Raw genomic sequence first — 16,474 nt, 5'->3', positions numbered from 1 at the left:
TGTGTCTCGCTTGCCGTTTATCCGGATGAATGGTCAGGATGAATATTCTTGATGGACGTCACTTCGGCCTTTTGGCCGCAACATTGATGCAATATACAAAAGCCATGAACGTTGCGACCCCGATCTCCGCTGAAAAAACCGCCACCAAGGCCGAACTCCGTATCGGTCATACGGTCTGCCCGCATGACTGTCCGAGCGCCTGCGCGCTGGAGGTCGATATCAATGCGGAAGGCCGTATCGGCCGCGTGCGCGGTGCCAATAGCAATACATACACCGCCGGCGTGATCTGCGCCAAGGTAGCGCGGTATTCCGAACGCATCTATCATCCCGGCCGTTTGCTGACCCCGAAACGCCGCAGGGGCGCCAAAGGCGCGGGCGACTGGCAGGAGATTTCCTGGGAAGCGGCGCTGGATGAGGTGGCCGATGCTTTCGTCAAGGCGGAAGCCCGCCATGGCGCCGAGGCCGTCTGGCCCTATTTCTACGCTGGAACCATGGGGCAGGTGCAGCGCGATTCCATCGAGCGGCTACGCCATGCCAAGAAATATTCCGGCTTCTTCGGCTCGATCTGCACCAACATGGCCTGGACGGGCTACGTGATGGGCACCGGTGCGCTGCGTGGCCCCGATCCGCGCGAGATCGGCAAGGCCGATGTCGTCGTTATCTGGGGCACCAATGCGGTCGCCACGCAGGTCAACGTCATGACCCATGCGGTCAAGGCCCGCAAGGAACGCGGCGCAAAGATCGTCGTCGTCGATATCTACGACAATCCGACCATGAAACAGGCGGACATGCGCATCGTCCTTCGCCCCGGCACGGATGCCGCGCTCGCCTGCGCCATCATGCACATCGCCTTCCGCGATGGTTATGCCGACCGTGATTACATGGCGCGCTTCGCCGACGATCCGGCAGGGCTGGAAGCACATCTGAAAACGAAGACGCCGCAATGGGCCTCCGGGATAACAGGTCTTTCCGTTGACGAGATCGAGGCTTTCGCGCGGCTGGTCGGCACCACGAAAAAGACCTTCTTCCGGCTGGGTTACGGTTTTGCCCGCCAGCGCAACGGCGCAGCCTCCATGCACGCGGCCCTGTCCATCGCCACCGTTCTCGGCTCCTGGCAATATGAGGGTGGTGGCGCCTTTCACAACAACGGCGACATTTTCCGGCTCAACAAGGCGGAGCTGATGGGCACTGCCTATGCCGATCCTGACGTGCGCCAGCTCGATCAGTCGCAGATCGGCCGCGTGCTGACGGGTGACGCGGAAGCGCTGCGCCACGGCGGGCCGGTGACGGCGCTGCTCATCCAGAACACCAATCCCGTCAATGTTGCGCCCGAACAAAGGCTGGTAAAGCAGGGCTTCCTGCGAGACGATCTTTTCGTCGCCGTGCATGAGCAGTTCATGACGGAGACGGCCGACGTTGCCAATATCGTGCTGCCGGCCACCATGTTCCTCGAACATGACGATATCTACCGTGCTGGCGGCCAGAACCATATTCTGCTCGGGCCCAAACTGGTGGAGCCGCCGGAAACGGTGCGTACCAACCTCTTCGTCATCGAGGAACTGGCGAAACGCCTCGGCATCGACCACATGCCGGGCTTCGGCCTTTCGGCCCGCGACCATGTCGACCGTCTGCTGAAAGTCAGCGGCTGGGGCGATTTCGATACGCTGGCCGAAGAGAAATGGATCGATGCGCAGCCGTCTTTCGAAGTGGCGCATTATCTCGAAGGCTTCGGTTACGCCGATGGCAAATTCCGTTTCAGCCCGGATTGGGCGAGCGGACCGTCTCCGAACAAACCGCCGAAGAACATCGGTGTCATGGGACCGGTATCCGAATTTCCCAAATTCCCTGACCAGGTCGATGTCATCGAGGCTGCTGATGAGGAGCACCCGTTCCGGCTGGCGACATCGCCGGCGCGCAATTTCCTGAACTCCACCTTCGCGGAAACCAAAACCTCCGTGCAGAAGGAAGGGCGCCCGGAATTGATGATCTGTCCCGTGGATGCCGCCGGTCACGGTGTCGTCGATGGGGATATCGTCCGTATCGGCAACGGACGCGGCGAAGTGCGTCTCCACGCGAAGATCGTGGAGGGCGCAAGGCCGGGCGTATTGATCGCCGAAGGGCTGTGGCCCAACAAGGCGCATCTGGACGGTGAGGGCATCAATGTTCTTACCGGCGCCGATGCCGTTGCCCCCTATGGCGGCGCGGCTTTCCATGACAACAAGGTGTGGCTGCGAAGAGACTGACAGGACATGGAATGAGCAGGTTCGATAATGTGAAGATCGAGATTCTCAAGGACGAGACGCTCTCGAAGAACTGGTATCATCTCCGCAACATCACCTATAATTACACCAATTCGAAGGGTGAGACGAAGGTCATCAGGCGCGAAGCCTATGATCGCGGCAATGGCGCCGCCATCCTGCTTTATGATCCGCGCCGCGACACTGTTGTCCTTGTGCGGCAGTTCCGCATGCCGACCTATGTGAACGGCTATCACGGCTGGCTTCTGGAAGCGCCTGCCGGCCTTCTGGATGGTGACGACCCGGCCGAGGCCATTCGCCGTGAAGTGATGGAGGAAACCGGATATGTCGTGAGAGACGTCCGGTTTCTGTTCAAGTCCTTCATGTCGCCCGGCTCCGTGACCGAAATTCTCCACTTTTTTGCTGCCGTCATCGATTCATCGGATAGGCTGGAGGAGGGTGGCGGTGCCGCCCATGAGGACGAGGATATTGAGGTTCTGGAGTTTTCACTGGCGGATGCCATGAAGATGATAGAAACCGGCGATATCTGCGATGGAAAGACGATCATGCTGCTGCAATGGGCGGCCCTGAACAAATCGTCCCTCACCCTGTGACGGGATTGCCTGCGGAGTGATTATGGACCGTTCACTGAAAATGGCTTCCACCGGCGACGCGGACAGGATCCGGCTGGTGGAAAAAGAGACGGTCTGGAGGGGCTTCGTGCATATGCAGAAGCTCGTTTTCGACCAGCGTATGCCGGATGGCAGGACGATCCGCATCGTGCGCGAAGTGCACGATCACGGCAGCGCCGCCGCAATCCTGCTTTATGATAAAAAGCGCGACAGCGTGGTGATGGTGCGCCAGTTCCGCCCCGCGGCCTTCGTGAACGGAGACCAAAGCTTCATGATCGAGGTGCCGGCGGGGCTTCTCGATGATGACAATGCCGCCGATGCCATCCGCCGCGAGGCGATGGAAGAATCCGGCTACGCGGTCGAGAAGGTCGACTATCTCTTCGACATGTATGCCAGCCCCGGAACCTTGACGGAGAAGGTCAGCCTCTTCGTTGCGCACATCGATCTCGATGTGCAGGCCGGCAGCGGCGGCGGGCTGGAAAGCGAGGGCGAGGATATCGAGGTTCTGACTTACGGCCTCGACGAAGCCTTCGCGATGATCGCGTCCGGTGAGATTACCGACTCCAAGACGATCATTCTTTTGCAATGGGCGATGCTGAACCGCACCCGGCTTTAAGGGCAGGGGGTAATCTCCGCAATCAGAAGCGCCCTTTGACGCCCAGCCCCACGAAAATAGACTGCAAGTCACCGCCGCCGGCGTTCTTTTCCGATGACAGGCCTCCCGCACCCGCGCCGCTGTAGTGCGTGTCGCCGCGCCCCAGGCTGGTATATTCATAGGCGCCGTCGAGATAGATCGAGGCATTCTCGGTCAGGTCATAGGCAACACCCGCCTTTACCCCGAACATGCCGGCTACGTCGAATTTGTCGGTAAAGCGCATGTCGCGCATCCAGTGATCGTCCGTCGCTTTGGCAAATACCATCGCGCCGCCTTCAAGGCCGGCATTGAGCGACCAGTTGCCGAACCTCTGGCCGCCCGTCAGGTTGCCGTAGAAGACCGGAATTTGCTGGCGGTAGGTAATGCCTTTCTCACCGTCCTCGAACCGGATGTTCAGATCCCTTCGCGAGAAAAGACTATAGACGGCGCTGCCGCCATAGGCCGACCATTGCACATCCGTGTAGCGAAAGCCGACGCCGGCGCTGAGATATTGCTGGGGATCATCCAGCAACATGCGATTGAGTTCCAGGCTTCCCGCGAAATAGTGATCAAGCCGCGTATCGTCATGCTGGGAGCGATGGCTCCAGTTCTCTTTGGATGAGTCTCTGGAAAACGGCCACACCCAATCGTAATCGGTCATGTAGCCATCGCCCTCAAAACCGACGCGGCCTTCTGCCTTCACCCGCCAGCCGGGCGCAAGTTCAAGCCCCAGCGAGCCGCGCAGCGCCATGGCGTTTTTGGTTTCCCATTCGAGTTCGCTGATCTTGCTGCCGCCGATATGAACGGTTTCCGTCGCCCGAAGATTGAGAACGCCCGCATCCAGCGAAGCGGTAATACCACCCTGTTCGGCGGCGAGCGGACCTGTGCTCATCAGCACGACCGCAAAAAGCGGCAGGGAAAATCTCGAAAATAGCATAATCGCTCCTGAATGACCGGAGGGCCTGAAATACGGGGCCGTTGCGGGCATTAGAGATGATTATGGTAAATGATCGGTTTATTTTATAAAAATACCATCTTAAGTGCGGATGTACTTTAGTGATTTCTTTATCAGAAGGCGGAAATCAGGGTGGAATACTCTGCTTTACTGTCGTGGCCTGTGAAGACGGCCTTGCTGCCTTCCATCCGCACCTTGCCCTCTGCGAGCCGTTTCAGGGTGAGCGGATAAAGCTGGTGCTCGACGGTCAGGATGCGGGCCGCGAGTGTCTCGGCCGTGTCGTCCGGAACAACCGGTACGGCGCCCTGGGCGATTGTCGGGCCTTCATCCATGCCTTCGGTGACGAAATGCACGGTGCAGCCGGAAATCTTCATGCCGCTGTCAATGGCGCGTTGATGGGTGTGTAGCCCGGGGAAAAGCGGCAGCAGGGAAGGGTGGATATTGATGATGCGGCCTTCATAGGGAGCGATGAAATCCCCCGATATCAACCGCATGTAACCGGCAAGGCAGATGATATCCGGCGCGATTTCGCCAAGTGCGGCCAGAATGGCGCCCTCATGCTCGGCCTTGCTGGCATAGGTCTTGCGCTCGAAGACGAGCGTCGGAATGCCGAGTTCACGGGCTTTTTCCAGCCCGCCCGCAGAAGCCTTGTCCGAGATCACACAGGCGATTTCAGCCGGAAAATCCGCTGCCTGACAGGCCTTGGCCAGCGACACCATGTTGGAGCCGCCGCCGGAGATGAAAACGACGACACGCTTGCGGCCGGACGACAGGGCGGCGCGCATCATAGGCCAAGCGCGCCCTTGTAGATCGTGCCATGCGCGCCTTCTTTGCGGGCGACCATGCGGCCGAGCGGGAAAACCGTTTCGCCTTCCGCCGTCAGCGCATCGGTGACCTTGCCGGCATTTTCAGCCGAAACGACCACGATCATGCCGACGCCGCAGTTGAAGGTGCGCAGCATTTCCTTCGCTTCAACGCCGCCGGTTTTCGCCAGCCATGAGAAGACGGCGGGAACCTTGATCGCATCGAGATCGATTTCGGCAGCGAGATGCTTTGGCAGAACGCGCGGAATATTCTCCGGGAAACCGCCACCGGTAATATGCGCCAGCGCCTTCAGCGCGCCGGTTTCGCGGATCGCCTTCAAAAGCGGCTTCACATAGATGCGGGTCGGTGTCAGCAGCGCTTCGCCAAGTTTCTTGCCCTCGGCGAAGGGGGCAGGCGCGTCCCAGTCGAGGCCGGAGACCGATACGATCTTGCGCACCAGCGAAAAGCCATTGGAGTGAACGCCGGAGGAGGAGAGGCCGAGAATGACGTCGCCTTCGGCAATGTCGCCGGCCGGTAGAAGCTGGCCGCGTTCGGCCGCACCCACGGCAAAGCCCGCGAGATCGTAGTCACCATCGGAATACATGCCGGGCATTTCGGCGGTTTCGCCGCCGATCAGCGCACAGCCGGATTCGCGGCAGCCGGCGGCGATGCCGGAAACGATTGCCGCACCCTGGTCGGGGTCGAGCTTTCCGGTTGCGAAATAATCGAGGAAGAACAGCGGCTCCGCGCCCTGAACGACAAGGTCGTTGACGCACATGGCGACGAGGTCGATGCCGACGGTATCGTGATAGTTGGCGTCGATGGCGATCTTCAGCTTGGTGCCGACGCCGTCATTGGCGGCCACCAGAACCGGATCGGTGAAGCCTGCGGCCTTCAGGTCGAACAGGCCGCCGAAGCCGCCGATTTCGCCATCCGCACCGGGGCGCCGTGTCGAGCGCACCGCCGGTTTGATCTTCTCGACCATCAGATTGCCGGCGTCGATATCCACACCTGCGTCACTATAGGTAAGACCGTTCTTGCCCGACTGGCTCATGGCTCTCGTCTCCGCTGGTTCCGTTCGCGTCGCCATTCGCACGGGACGGGGCCTGATGCAAGGGTTTGAGTGGCAAAAGCTCCGGTTTTTAACGGCTTTGGCGGGGCTTGCCGGATTGGGCGGTCACGATGGCCGCGGCGCGGCGCGACAGACCAGATTGAGCAGGCCGTCATTGGAGGTATCGGAATTTTCCGCGATCGGCCGACCGTTTTCACCGTAGCGCCCGACAATCTCGAAGCCCGCCGCCTCCAGCTGGCGGGTCTGGGCGGCAAGGTCGATGAAATAGAACAGGCCGCTCCAGCGGTGCGCCTGATCGGCCAGAATTGCATATTCCGGTGTCCGCCGTGTCGAAGGCTGCAGGCGCAGATAGTTGATCCAGCTTTGCGGATGCAGCGAATTCACCACCTCGCGCGGGTGCCAGGAACGCCGATGCAGCGGCATGCCGCCGGCCCGCCTCCATTGCCGGTTATGAAACGAAAAGATGAAGTAACCGCCCGGTGACAGGATGTTTCGGACGGCTTGGATGATGGCAAGCCGGTCCTCATGGCCGAAGGCGCTCAAGATCGCGAGCGCGCCGAGCACGCAATCGAAACGCTCCGTGCCGAACTGGCCGATTGCCCGCACATCCATATCGAGAAAGGTGGCGGCGGGAAAATTGCGCCGCGCGAGCGCCAGCATGGGTTGGGAACGGTCGATACCGATATATTCACCCACCAGCGGCAGAAGCGGCTTTGTCGTCCGGCCGGTGCCGACGCCGAGGTCAAGCAGCCGCTTGTCCGCATAGGCATGGCGAAACTGGTCGAGAATGATGCGTTCGGCCGGGTAAAGCTGCTGGTTGTCGTACCATTCGGCAACTTCGGGGTTGTCGAAAAGACCGGCATTGTATTCAGCGATGCCATTTTCACTGGTGCCTTGCATCGTGCCTCCGGCCATCGGGCATGACGGAGCGTAGCGGGCTCGCCCGATAATATTTGATATTTGTCCAAGACTATCCGCCGGTCAACCTGCCGTTGCGGCGGAAGGTCCCGGAAAGGCGGTTTTTTGCGCGCGGGAGGCTTTCGCGCCAAAAAACGCCGGTGGCCTGCGGGGCGCAGCCGCCTGTGCGCTGCAAGGCCGGTCTTGACCATATGCATATGGGCGTCCTATCTCCATCATGGGCGGTGACGGCACGGCGACAAGAGGATGAATGAATGCAACCCCATGTGAGCGGTACGAACCTGCGCCGGCAGGTGTTTTTCTGGATCGGCGTGCTCGCCGTCTTTGTCCTTTTCCTGATGGTCTTCAGTTCCATTCTCCTGCCCTTCGTGGCGGGCATGGCGCTTGCCTATTTTCTCGATCCGGTTGCCGACTGGCTGGAGCGGCGAGGCCTGAGCCGGTTGATGGCCACCGTCGTCATCCTCGTCTCCTTCGTGCTGATTTTCGCCCTGTCGCTCATCATCATCATTCCTTTGATCGCCGCCCAGGCCTCGGAATTCATCACGCGCATCCCGCAATATATCTCGTCGCTGCAGCAGCTGATCGCCGGTGCCGATACCAACCTCCTGCCGGACTGGGTCAGCAACCAGATCGATGCGGTGAAAGAGAACTTCTCCAAGCTCCTGACTGAAGGTGCCGGCTTCATCGGCACCCTGCTGACGCAGATATGGAACTCCGGCAAATCGCTGGTTGATGTCGTGTCGCTTCTGGTGGTCACGCCCGTTGTGGCCTTTTACCTGCTGCTCGACTGGGACCGCATGATCGACAAGGTCGACAGCTGGATACCGCGCGATTACGTGCATACCGTTCGCCAGATCGCCCGCGACATGGACAAGACCATCGCCGGCTTCGTGCGCGGGCAGGGGTCGCTCTGCATCATTCTCGGTGTTTATTACGCCGTCGGCCTGTCGCTGGTGGGTTTGAATTTCGGCCTGCTGATCGGCCTTTTCTCCGGCCTCATCAGCTTCATTCCCTATATCGGTTCCATGGTCGGCCTCATCCTTGCCGTCGGCGTCGCCATCGTGCAGTTCTGGCCGGACTATATCTATGTGTTTCTGACGCTCGTCGTGTTCTTTTCCGGCCAGTTCATCGAAGGCAACATCCTGCAGCCGAAGCTTGTCGGCAAAAGCGTCGGCCTGCATCCGGTGTGGCTGATGTTCGCCCTGTTCGCCTTTGGCGCGCTGTTCGGTTTCGTCGGCCTGCTGGTCGCGGTGCCGGCGGCGGCCGCTGTCGGTGTGCTTGTCCGCTTCGCCCTGTCGCGGTATCTTGAAAGCGATCTTTACCACGGGCATGCCGCCAACCTTCCCTGGGACACCAATTCTGCCCTGGAAGAAGGGGAAACGTCCTCCGGCAAGGTTGACTCGCAGAGCTGACGATGACTGACCAAATCAAAACCGACAACGCCCGGTCGAAGGCCGAGCAGCTGCCGCTCGCATTCTCGCACCAGCCCGCCTCCGGCAGGGACGATCTTCTCGTGTCCGCATCGCTTGAGGCCGCCGTCAGCCTCGTCGATGAATGGCCGAACTGGCGCGCGCCGGTCGTCGTGCTGGCCGGGCCGCCGGGCTCGGGAAAGTCGCACCTTGCCAATATCTGGAAAAACATCGCCGGCGCCCGCGATATCCACCCGCAGGCCGGCGCGGACGCCGCACGCGTGGCCGAGAGCGGAGCCGTTCTTTTCGAGGATGCCGACCGCCGCGGTTTTGACGATACCGAACTGTTCCATGTCATCAACAGCGTGCGCCAGCACGGCACGACGCTTTTGATGACAAGCCGGCAATGGCCGGCCGCATGGCCGGTGACGCTGCCGGACCTGCGTTCGCGCCTGAAGGCCGTGACGGTGGTGGAGACCGGTGAGCCGGACGAGGGGCTGCTGGCGCAGGTGCTGGTAAAACTCTTCGCCGACCGGCAGCTTTACATGGATGACAAACTCATAGGTTACATCGTCAACAGAATGGAGCGTTCGCTCGATACGGCGCAGACGATCGTGGAGCGGATCGACAGGCTGGCGCTGGCGCGCGGAACGAGAATAACACGCCCGCTGGCGGCGGAGGTCCTCAATGCGATGGACAGCGCAGCGGCAGGCCCCGGGCTGGACGTCGATTGACTGTCACAGTTCCGTCGTCAAACTGTTATACGGGCAAGAAGGACGATCACGCGATGCAACAGGATCACGGATTGGAAATTGGTCAGGGGATGGAACAGGGCATGGACGCTATCGCGCAGGAAGACTTCAACAAGGTTCAGCCGGTGACCGAGGGCGAGAGCCTGTGGGACAGCCCTGCACGTTTCGTCAACCGCGAATTCTCCTGGCTCCAGTTCAATCGCCGCGTTCTCGAGGAAACGCTGAACACGGATCATCCGCTGCTGGAGCGGCTGCGCTTCCTGTCCATTTCTGCCGCCAACCTCGATGAATTCTTCATGGTCCGCGTCGCCGGCCTCGAAGGCCAGGTGCGCCAGAAGATCACCGTCAAGACGCCCGACGGCAAGACGCCGGCCGAGCAGCTGGAAGATATTCTGAAGGAAATCGACAACCTGCAGATGGAGCAGCAGGCCTCGCTTGCCGTTCTGCAGCAATATCTCGCCAAGGAAGAAATCTTCATCGTGCGCCCCGCCGCGCTGTCGGATGCGGACCGCACCTGGCTGGAAACGGAGTTCGAGGAACGTATGTTCCCGGTGCTGACGCCGCTCTCCATCGACCCGGCGCACCCGTTCCCCTTCATTCCCAATCTCGGCTTTTCCATGGGCCTGCAGCTCGACAGCGTCAACGGCCGCGAGCCGATGACGGCACTCCTGCGCCTGCCGCCGGCGCTCGACCGTTTCGTGCGCCTGCCGGATGACAAGAACGCCATCCGCTACATCACGCTTGAAGACGTGGTCGGCCTGTTCATTCACCGGCTCTATCCCGGTTACACCGTGCGCGGTTCCGGCACGTTCCGCATCATCCGCGACAGCGATATCGAGGTGGAGGAAGAGGCGGAAGATCTGGTCCGTTTCTTCGAAAGCGCGCTGAAGCGCCGCCGTCGCGGTTCCGTCATCCGCATCGAGACCGACAGCGAAATGCCGCAGTCGCTGCGCCAGTTCGTCGTGCATGAGCTTGGCGTGCCCGACAATCGTGTCGCCGTTCTGCCCGGTCTTCTGGCGCTCAACACCATCTCGGAAATCGTGCGTGCGCCGCGCGACGACCTGAAGTTCGAACCCTATAACGCCCGTTTCCCCGAGCGTGTGCGCGAACATGCCGGCGATTGCCTCGCCGCCATCCGCGAAAAGGACATGGTGGTTCACCACCCCTATGAGAGCTTCGACGTTGTCGTGCAGTTCCTGCTGCAGGCGGCGCGCGACCCCGATGTGCTCGCCATCAAGCAGACGCTCTACCGCACCTCCAATGACAGCCCGATCGTTCGCGCGCTGATCGATGCGGCCGAAGCCGGCAAGTCTGTCACCGCGCTGGTCGAACTGAAGGCACGCTTCGACGAAGAAGCGAATATCCGCTGGGCGCGCGACCTGGAGCGTGCCGGCGTGCAGGTTGTCTTCGGCTTCATCGAGCTCAAGACCCATGCCAAGATGTCGATGGTGGTGCGCCGTGAAGACGGCAAGCTCAGAACCTATTGCCACCTCGGCACCGGCAACTATCACCCGATCACGGCCAAGATTTACACCGACCTGTCCTTCTTCACCTGCAACCCGAAGATCGCCCATGACATGGCGAATATCTTCAACTTCATCACGGGTTACGGCGAGCCGGAAGAGGGCATGAAGCTGGCCGTTTCGCCCTATACGCTGCGCGCCCGCATCGTGAAGCACATCAATGAAGAGATCGAGCACGCCAAGCGCGGTGCGCCGGCGGCGATCTGGATGAAGATGAATTCGCTGGTCGATCCCGAGATCATCGACACGCTCTACCGCGCCAGCGCGGCGGGCGTGGAGATCGATCTCGTCGTGCGCGGCATCTGCTGCCTGCGCCCGCAGGTGCCCGGCCTCTCGGACAATATCCGCGTCAAATCGATCGTCGGGCGCTTCCTCGAACACAGCCGTATCTTCTGCTTCGGCAACGGTTTCGGCCTGCCGTCGGACAAGGCGCTGGTCTATATCGGCTCGGCCGACATGATGCCGCGCAACCTTGATCGGCGCGTGGAAACGCTGGTGCCGCTTACCAATCCCACCGTGCATGAGCAGGTTCTTTCACAGATTATGCTGGGCAATCTCATTGACAACCAGCAGAGCTACGAGATACTTGCGGACGGAACGTCGAGGCGCATCGAGGTGCGTAAAGGCGAAGAACCGTTCAACGCGCAGCACTATTTCATGACCAATCCCAGCCTTTCCGGACGTGGTGAAGCCCTGAAATCCAGTGCGCCCAAATTGATTGCCGGGTTGATTTCTTCCCGCAAGAAACAGGCTGAATGACTCGATCAGAAGCACAGGGGCGGCTGACCGGCCTTGCCCCCGTTTCCGTCATAGATATTGGTTCGAACTCCGTTCGTCTCGTCGTATATGAAGGTCTCTCCCGCGCGCCCGCCGTGCTGTTCAACGAAAAGGTCCTCTGCGGTCTCGGCAAAGGGCTGGCGCTTACGGGCAGGATGCATGAAGAAGGTGTCAGCCGGGCGCTGATGGCGCTGAGGCGCTTCCATGCGCTTTCCGAACAGGCGCAGGCGCAGGAACTCTACGTGCTGGCAACCGCCGCGGCGCGTGAAGCGGAAAACGGCCCGGATTTCATCCGCGAGGCCGAAGCCATTCTCGGTTGTGAAATCGAGGTATTGTCCGGCGAGAAGGAAGCGCTTTATTCCGCCTATGGGGTGATCAGCGGTTTCCACGATCCGGACGGCATCGCGGGCGATCTGGGCGGTGGTTCGCTCGAACTCATCGACATCAAGGGCAAGAGCTGCGGCGAGGGCATTACCCTGCCGCTCGGTGGCCTGAGGCTTTCCGAACAATCCGATGGCTCGCTGGAAAAAGCAGCCACCATTGCCAGGAAACACGTCAAATCCTTCGCAAAGCTGCTGACGGCGGGCGAGGGGCGCACCTTTTATGCGGTGGGCGGCACCTGGCGAAACATCGCCAAGCTGCACATGGAAATCACCGGTTATCCGCTGCATATGATGCAGGGATATGAATTGCCGCTGGAGGAAATGCTGAATTTTCTGGAAGAGGTCATTCTCTCCAGGGACAGCAAGGACCCGGCGTGGCAGGCGGTTTCCAAGAGCCGCCGCTCGCTTCTGCCTTTCGGCGCCATCGCCATGCGCGAGGTTCTGAAGGTGATGAAACCGGCGAAGATTGCCTTCTCCGCGCAGGGCGTGCGTGAAGGTTATCTCTATTCGCTGCTGACGGAAGCGGAACGGGATCTGGACCCGCTGCTGGTCACGGCCGATGAGCTTGCCATTCTGCGTGCCCGTTCGCCCGAACATGCGCGTGAACTGGCGGACTGGAGCGGCCGCACCTTTCCGGTCTTCGGCATCAACGAGACGGAAGAAGAGAGCCGTTACCGGCAGGCGGCCTGCCTGCTGGCCGATATCAGCTGGCGCGCCCATCCGGATTATCGCGGCCTGCAGGCGCTGAACATCATCGCCCATTCCTCCTTCGTCGCAATCACCCATCCGGGCCGAGCCTATATCGCGCTTGCCAATTATTATCGTTTTGAGGGACTGAACGACAACGGCACCACGGAGCCGCTTGCGGCCATGGCGGGAGAGCGCCTGCTCGAACTCGGCAAGTTGCTCGGCGGCCTGCTGCGTGTCGTTTACCTCTTCTCGGCCTCGATGCCGGGCGTCGTTGATCACCTGAAATTCCGCAAGTCCGATAATCCGGATCTCGATCTGGAATTTGTGGTGCCGCACGAATATTGCGATTTTGCCGGCGAGCGTCTGGATGGGCGTTTGCAGCAGCTGGCGAAGCTGACGGGCAAGCGGCTGGCATTCGTGTTCGAATAACGCAACGGCACGGTGTTATTTTGCGATGAAAAGGGTCGTGGGCGCAGGCTAGGACCAGCGCTCGCAAAAGGCTTCGATATCGTTTGACTGAAAATCGGCAAGACGCGCCATGATCGTCTCGAATGGCCAGTCCCACCAGGCGATGGAATCGAGCTTCTCCGCGATCGATCGTGAAAAGCGCTCGCGAATGATTTTCGCGGGAACACCGCCGACGATGGTGTAGGGCTGTACGTCCCTGCTGACGACGGCGCCCGCTGCGAGTACGGCGCCGTCGCCAATTTTTACGCCGGGCAAGACAATAACCCCGTGTCCGATCCAGACATCGTTCCCGATGACGGTGCGGTCCTGCTTTCGCTGGGCGAAAAAGGCATCGTCACGCACGGCATTCGCGGAATAATATTCAGGACAATAGCTGAAACGATGCATGGATGGCCGGTCCATCGGATGGTTCGGCGCACCGATCCTGACCTCCGCCGCGATGGCGCAGAACTTTCCGATGGTGGCGTCACCTGCCATGCAACGGGGCCCAAGATAGGAGTAATCGCCAAGCTCGACATTGTGCAGCGAGCTATCCGCCAGAATTTCGCAGCATCTACCGATGTTTGAATCTCTGATGCTGGCCGTCGCGTGGACAACGGTTTCTGCGATTTTCGGGCGATTGGGTTGTGCGGTCGAATCCATTTCTGCCTCCGGATTTGCGCCTGCGTAACCGGGGATGATGAAGGGCCTGTGACGGCTGGGACACCACAGGAGCCCGGTCGCGCCGGTTGCTCCATTTGAAGATGAATCGTGGGCGTCACGTCGTGCCGTGCAAAACCCTGCCTACAGGCAGAAACGTTGGCAGAAGGAAGGCCGTCAGTCGCTCGAGGCATCCGTCTGGTTTTTGCGCCAATAATGGTCGGATATGTTTTGAGCATTCCGGATGATGTGGGCGGCGATTTCGGGGTCTCCGCCCTCGAATGTTTCCCGGTCGGCTCCGCATAATAGCAGGAAGAGCTGCTGATGCGCCGTGGCGACAAGATATTCATAGGCTGGCGGCTCGATCTCTGAACCAATGGCCTGGAGTTCTTCCGCGGCCTTCCTGCTGGCCTGCTCAAGCGCCGCGTAAATTGCAGCCATCATTGCTTCTTGTGTCTGTTCAAATATGTCCTGCGCTTGCCGTTCGGCCGGTGTCAGGATGGGGCAGCTTTCATTCACGGGGCAATTCTCCTCTTGGTGCGCCTCGTTTCGCTGACCGATCATATGTCATGGATTGTGTCCGCATTGCGGGAAAAGCCGGGATCAATACATTTTTAAGTGGATTAACCGTGCCCCAGCGCCTTTCTGATGCAGGCGCTGAGATAAGCATATTGCAGCGGCGTGATCTTCGCCATCGCTTCCACGCGGGTGGAGGGTCTGTCCTGGTAACCGACCGGAATATCGAACTGGGCGAAGGTGAAATCCCAGCGGATCCCCTCAACGATATTATAGAAGTGGTCGGCGCCGCTGATTGCGGTCTTGGCAATCTCGCCACCGAAAATATCCTGAACCACCAGTGCGGTGACGCCACCCTGTCCCCGGGCGGGATTTTCGCGCGACCACAGGCTGCTGGTTTCGTCAGACCAGCTTTTCCTCAGCGCGTAATAAAGTCGTTCGGCATGATCCTGCATAAGGGGTCTTTCCTGTTACGGAGCCGGGGTCCGGGTCAGGTATGATCTGAAGAGAAACGGAGCGCCGCGCCTTCTCCAGAGGCTGCGAGGACGCTCCGTCCTGTCGAACCTGCGCAGGGCGCAGGAGGGCGCCGGAACGAATTCCGGCGCCATTATGCTTACTTGGCGTCGAGCAGGTCCTTGACTTCCAGCAGGACGAACTCGTTGTCGTCAGCCTTGTCCAGCGCACGGCCGGCCGAGAAGGGCAGGTTGTTGTCGTTGCCGACGATGATATGGGTGGCATCGCCGCGGTCGACATTCTCGATGGTGACGAAAGGCATGTCATAGTAGCCGTCGCCGCCGCCCTGACGCTTCTTGTTATCAGGGTCGGAGATTTTCAGAAGATCGATATAGCCGATCTTGCGTGCGGCCTTGCCGACATTGGCGTCGTTGAACTCGATCTTGTAGATGCGCTTGACCTTGGAAGGCACGGCAAAGCAGTTTGCTTCCGGCTTCTTCGGATCGGCGCACGCCTTGTCGGCGGTGCCGGCGCCATTGTCACGTTCGATGACCAGCGCCGTGCTGTCGTCCAGCATGTTGAAGTCGCCGATGGCTTCGCCGCCCTGCGCCAGCGGATAGAGCCAGGTGCGGCCGGTCCATTCCTTCTTGGCGGTGTCGAGTTCGATGATGCGCAGCGCGGTCGCGCCGTCTTCGGTCTTTTCCACCTGGCCATCGGCCATGTAAAGCGGGCCTTCGAGAAGGCCGTAGAGCTTGGAGCCGTCCTTGGAAAGCGCCATGCCCTCATAACCGCCCGATCGCTTCAGGTTGAAGGCCGGCATTTTCTGCGTCGGGTTGCCGGGCAGGGCCAGGGTGGGGTGATCCGGAGACTTCACCTCGATGTCGCCAGCCTTGGTGGCGATGACGTCCGTCAGCTTGCCGTCGCGGGTGAATTTCAGGATGTAGGGGCCGAATTCCTCGCCCACCCAGAAACCGTCAGCGACGGGCTGAATGGATTCGACGTCGAAATCCGCGCCCGTCAGGTAACGCTTCTCGGTGCCTTCCAGAACGATGGGGAAGGGCGCCTTCATGTCCGGATCGGAGAGGAACACGGTTTCAAGCGCGTTGACCTTGCCGGCGTCCCAGTCGAATTTCAGGTGGTGAAGCATCAGCATGGCGTCGCTGGAATTGAGCTTGGAACCGAAGCCGTTGTCGGAAAGGCTCCAGAAGCTGCCGTCGGGCATCGCCTTGATGCCGGAAAAGCCCTGCATCGCCTGGCCGTTGAACGGCATGGAAAGTCCGGTCAGGCGCACGCCATCCTTGCCGGGAACGGTGCCGGTACCTTCCGCGCGCTTGCGGTCGGCCGTCGTGAACTTGGCGGAGGTCTTGAGGTGTTCCGGCGCATCGGCGGGCGCCGCGATAATGGTGTTGGCCGGCAGGATGGCGTGGGAGACCAGCTTCGCCGGAAACTCCTTCTCAGCTGCGTAAGACGTGGTGGCAAGCGCGAGAACCGCGCAGGAGGCGAAAAGAATGTGCTTCATGATGGAGACCCCTCGATACCTGTTGAAGACAGGATTGAGGCGATAGGGTCGTCGCATGACAGGCAGGTGATTGTCGTTTGAAGCTTTGATGAA

15 protein-coding genes are annotated in these 16,474 nt (G+C 60.3%); 7 read left to right on the top strand and 8 right to left on the bottom strand.

Going from position 1 to position 16,474, the window contains the following annotated elements; translation table 11 throughout:
- The first annotated feature begins 38 nt into the window (after positions 1-38).
- Genes N434_RS16445 through N434_RS16435 form a run of 3 tightly spaced genes read left to right on the top strand, consistent with a single transcriptional unit; the run spans position 39 to position 3,485 of the window.
- Entirely contained in the window at positions 39-2,243 is a 2,205-nt protein-coding gene (locus N434_RS16445; protein WP_181423997.1) for a molybdopterin-containing oxidoreductase family protein, read from the top strand.
- A gap of 11 nt (positions 2,244-2,254) precedes the next feature.
- Complete coding sequence (locus tag N434_RS16440; RefSeq protein WP_065115345.1) at positions 2,255-2,851, top strand: NUDIX domain-containing protein; 597 nt, start codon at positions 2,255-2,257, stop codon at positions 2,849-2,851.
- Positions 2,852-2,873: 22 nt separating this feature from the next.
- Entirely contained in the window at positions 2,874-3,485 is a 612-nt protein-coding gene (locus tag N434_RS16435; protein WP_065115346.1) for an NUDIX domain-containing protein, read from the top strand.
- A gap of 22 nt (positions 3,486-3,507) precedes the next feature.
- Here N434_RS16435 and N434_RS16430 read toward each other — a convergent pair whose 3' ends face one another.
- The 4 genes from N434_RS16430 to N434_RS16415 form a co-directional block, all read right to left on the bottom strand.
- Positions 3,508-4,440 (bottom strand): omptin family outer membrane protease, encoded by a 933-nt coding sequence (locus N434_RS16430; RefSeq protein WP_110759291.1) that lies wholly within the window; start codon positions 4,438-4,440, stop codon positions 3,508-3,510.
- 131 nt (positions 4,441-4,571) lie between these two features.
- Positions 4,572-5,246 carry a phosphoribosylglycinamide formyltransferase gene (purN, locus tag N434_RS16425; RefSeq protein WP_110759290.1) on the bottom strand — a complete coding sequence of 225 codons (675 nt, stop codon included), beginning with the start codon at positions 5,244-5,246 and terminating at the stop codon, positions 4,572-4,574.
- Positions 5,243-6,316, bottom strand: a complete 1,074-nt coding sequence (gene purM, locus N434_RS16420; protein WP_110759288.1) for a phosphoribosylformylglycinamidine cyclo-ligase — start codon at positions 6,314-6,316, stop codon at positions 5,243-5,245. The genes purN and purM overlap by 4 nt, the downstream gene beginning before the upstream one ends.
- Positions 6,317-6,439: 123 nt before the next feature.
- Positions 6,440-7,234, bottom strand: a complete 795-nt coding sequence (locus tag N434_RS16415) for a class I SAM-dependent DNA methyltransferase (protein WP_110759405.1) — start codon at positions 7,232-7,234, stop codon at positions 6,440-6,442.
- 272 nt (positions 7,235-7,506) lie between these two features.
- On the opposite strand from N434_RS16415, the gene N434_RS16410 reads away from it, so the two are divergent.
- The 4 genes from N434_RS16410 to ppx are packed head-to-tail and all read left to right on the top strand — an operon-like array spanning position 7,507 to position 13,215.
- A complete protein-coding gene (locus N434_RS16410) occupies positions 7,507-8,664 on the top strand; it encodes an AI-2E family transporter (RefSeq protein ID WP_065115350.1) in 1,158 nt (385 codons plus the stop codon).
- Positions 8,665-8,666: 2 nt separating this feature from the next.
- Positions 8,667-9,395 (top strand): DnaA regulatory inactivator HdaA, encoded by a 729-nt coding sequence (hdaA, locus tag N434_RS16405; RefSeq protein WP_110759287.1) that lies wholly within the window; start codon positions 8,667-8,669, stop codon positions 9,393-9,395.
- Entirely contained in the window at positions 9,392-11,695 is a 2,304-nt protein-coding gene (locus tag N434_RS16400; protein ID WP_371741213.1) for an RNA degradosome polyphosphate kinase, read from the top strand. The genes hdaA and N434_RS16400 overlap by 4 nt, the downstream gene beginning before the upstream one ends.
- Positions 11,692-13,215, top strand: a complete 1,524-nt coding sequence (gene ppx / locus N434_RS16395) for an exopolyphosphatase (RefSeq protein ID WP_065115352.1) — start codon at positions 11,692-11,694, stop codon at positions 13,213-13,215. The genes N434_RS16400 and ppx overlap by 4 nt, the downstream gene beginning before the upstream one ends.
- A gap of 48 nt (positions 13,216-13,263) precedes the next feature.
- Here the strand turns inward: ppx and N434_RS16390 are convergent, their stop codons facing one another.
- From N434_RS16390 to N434_RS16375, 4 genes are all read right to left on the bottom strand, one after another.
- Complete coding sequence (locus N434_RS16390) at positions 13,264-13,896, bottom strand: DapH/DapD/GlmU-related protein (RefSeq protein WP_110759285.1); 633 nt, start codon at positions 13,894-13,896, stop codon at positions 13,264-13,266.
- Between the two features lie 174 nt (positions 13,897-14,070).
- Positions 14,071-14,412: a hypothetical protein gene (locus N434_RS16385; protein ID WP_110759403.1), complete on the bottom strand. Its 342-nt coding sequence runs from the start codon at positions 14,410-14,412 to the stop codon at positions 14,071-14,073.
- 104 nt (positions 14,413-14,516) lie between these two features.
- Entirely contained in the window at positions 14,517-14,864 is a 348-nt protein-coding gene (locus tag N434_RS16380; protein ID WP_110759283.1) for a YunG family protein, read from the bottom strand.
- Positions 14,865-15,022: 158 nt separating this feature from the next.
- Positions 15,023-16,381: an esterase-like activity of phytase family protein gene (locus N434_RS16375; RefSeq protein ID WP_110759281.1), complete on the bottom strand. Its 1,359-nt coding sequence runs from the start codon at positions 16,379-16,381 to the stop codon at positions 15,023-15,025.
- Positions 16,382-16,474 lie beyond the last annotated feature (93 nt).

It is taken from the genome of Rhizobium sp. UGM030330-04, assembly GCF_003208455.1.
GTDB classification, from domain to species: domain Bacteria; phylum Pseudomonadota; class Alphaproteobacteria; order Rhizobiales; family Rhizobiaceae; genus Agrobacterium; species Agrobacterium rhizogenes_A.
The sequence above is the reverse complement of the archived record's forward strand: the minus strand, read 5'-3'. Positions and strand labels throughout refer to the sequence as shown.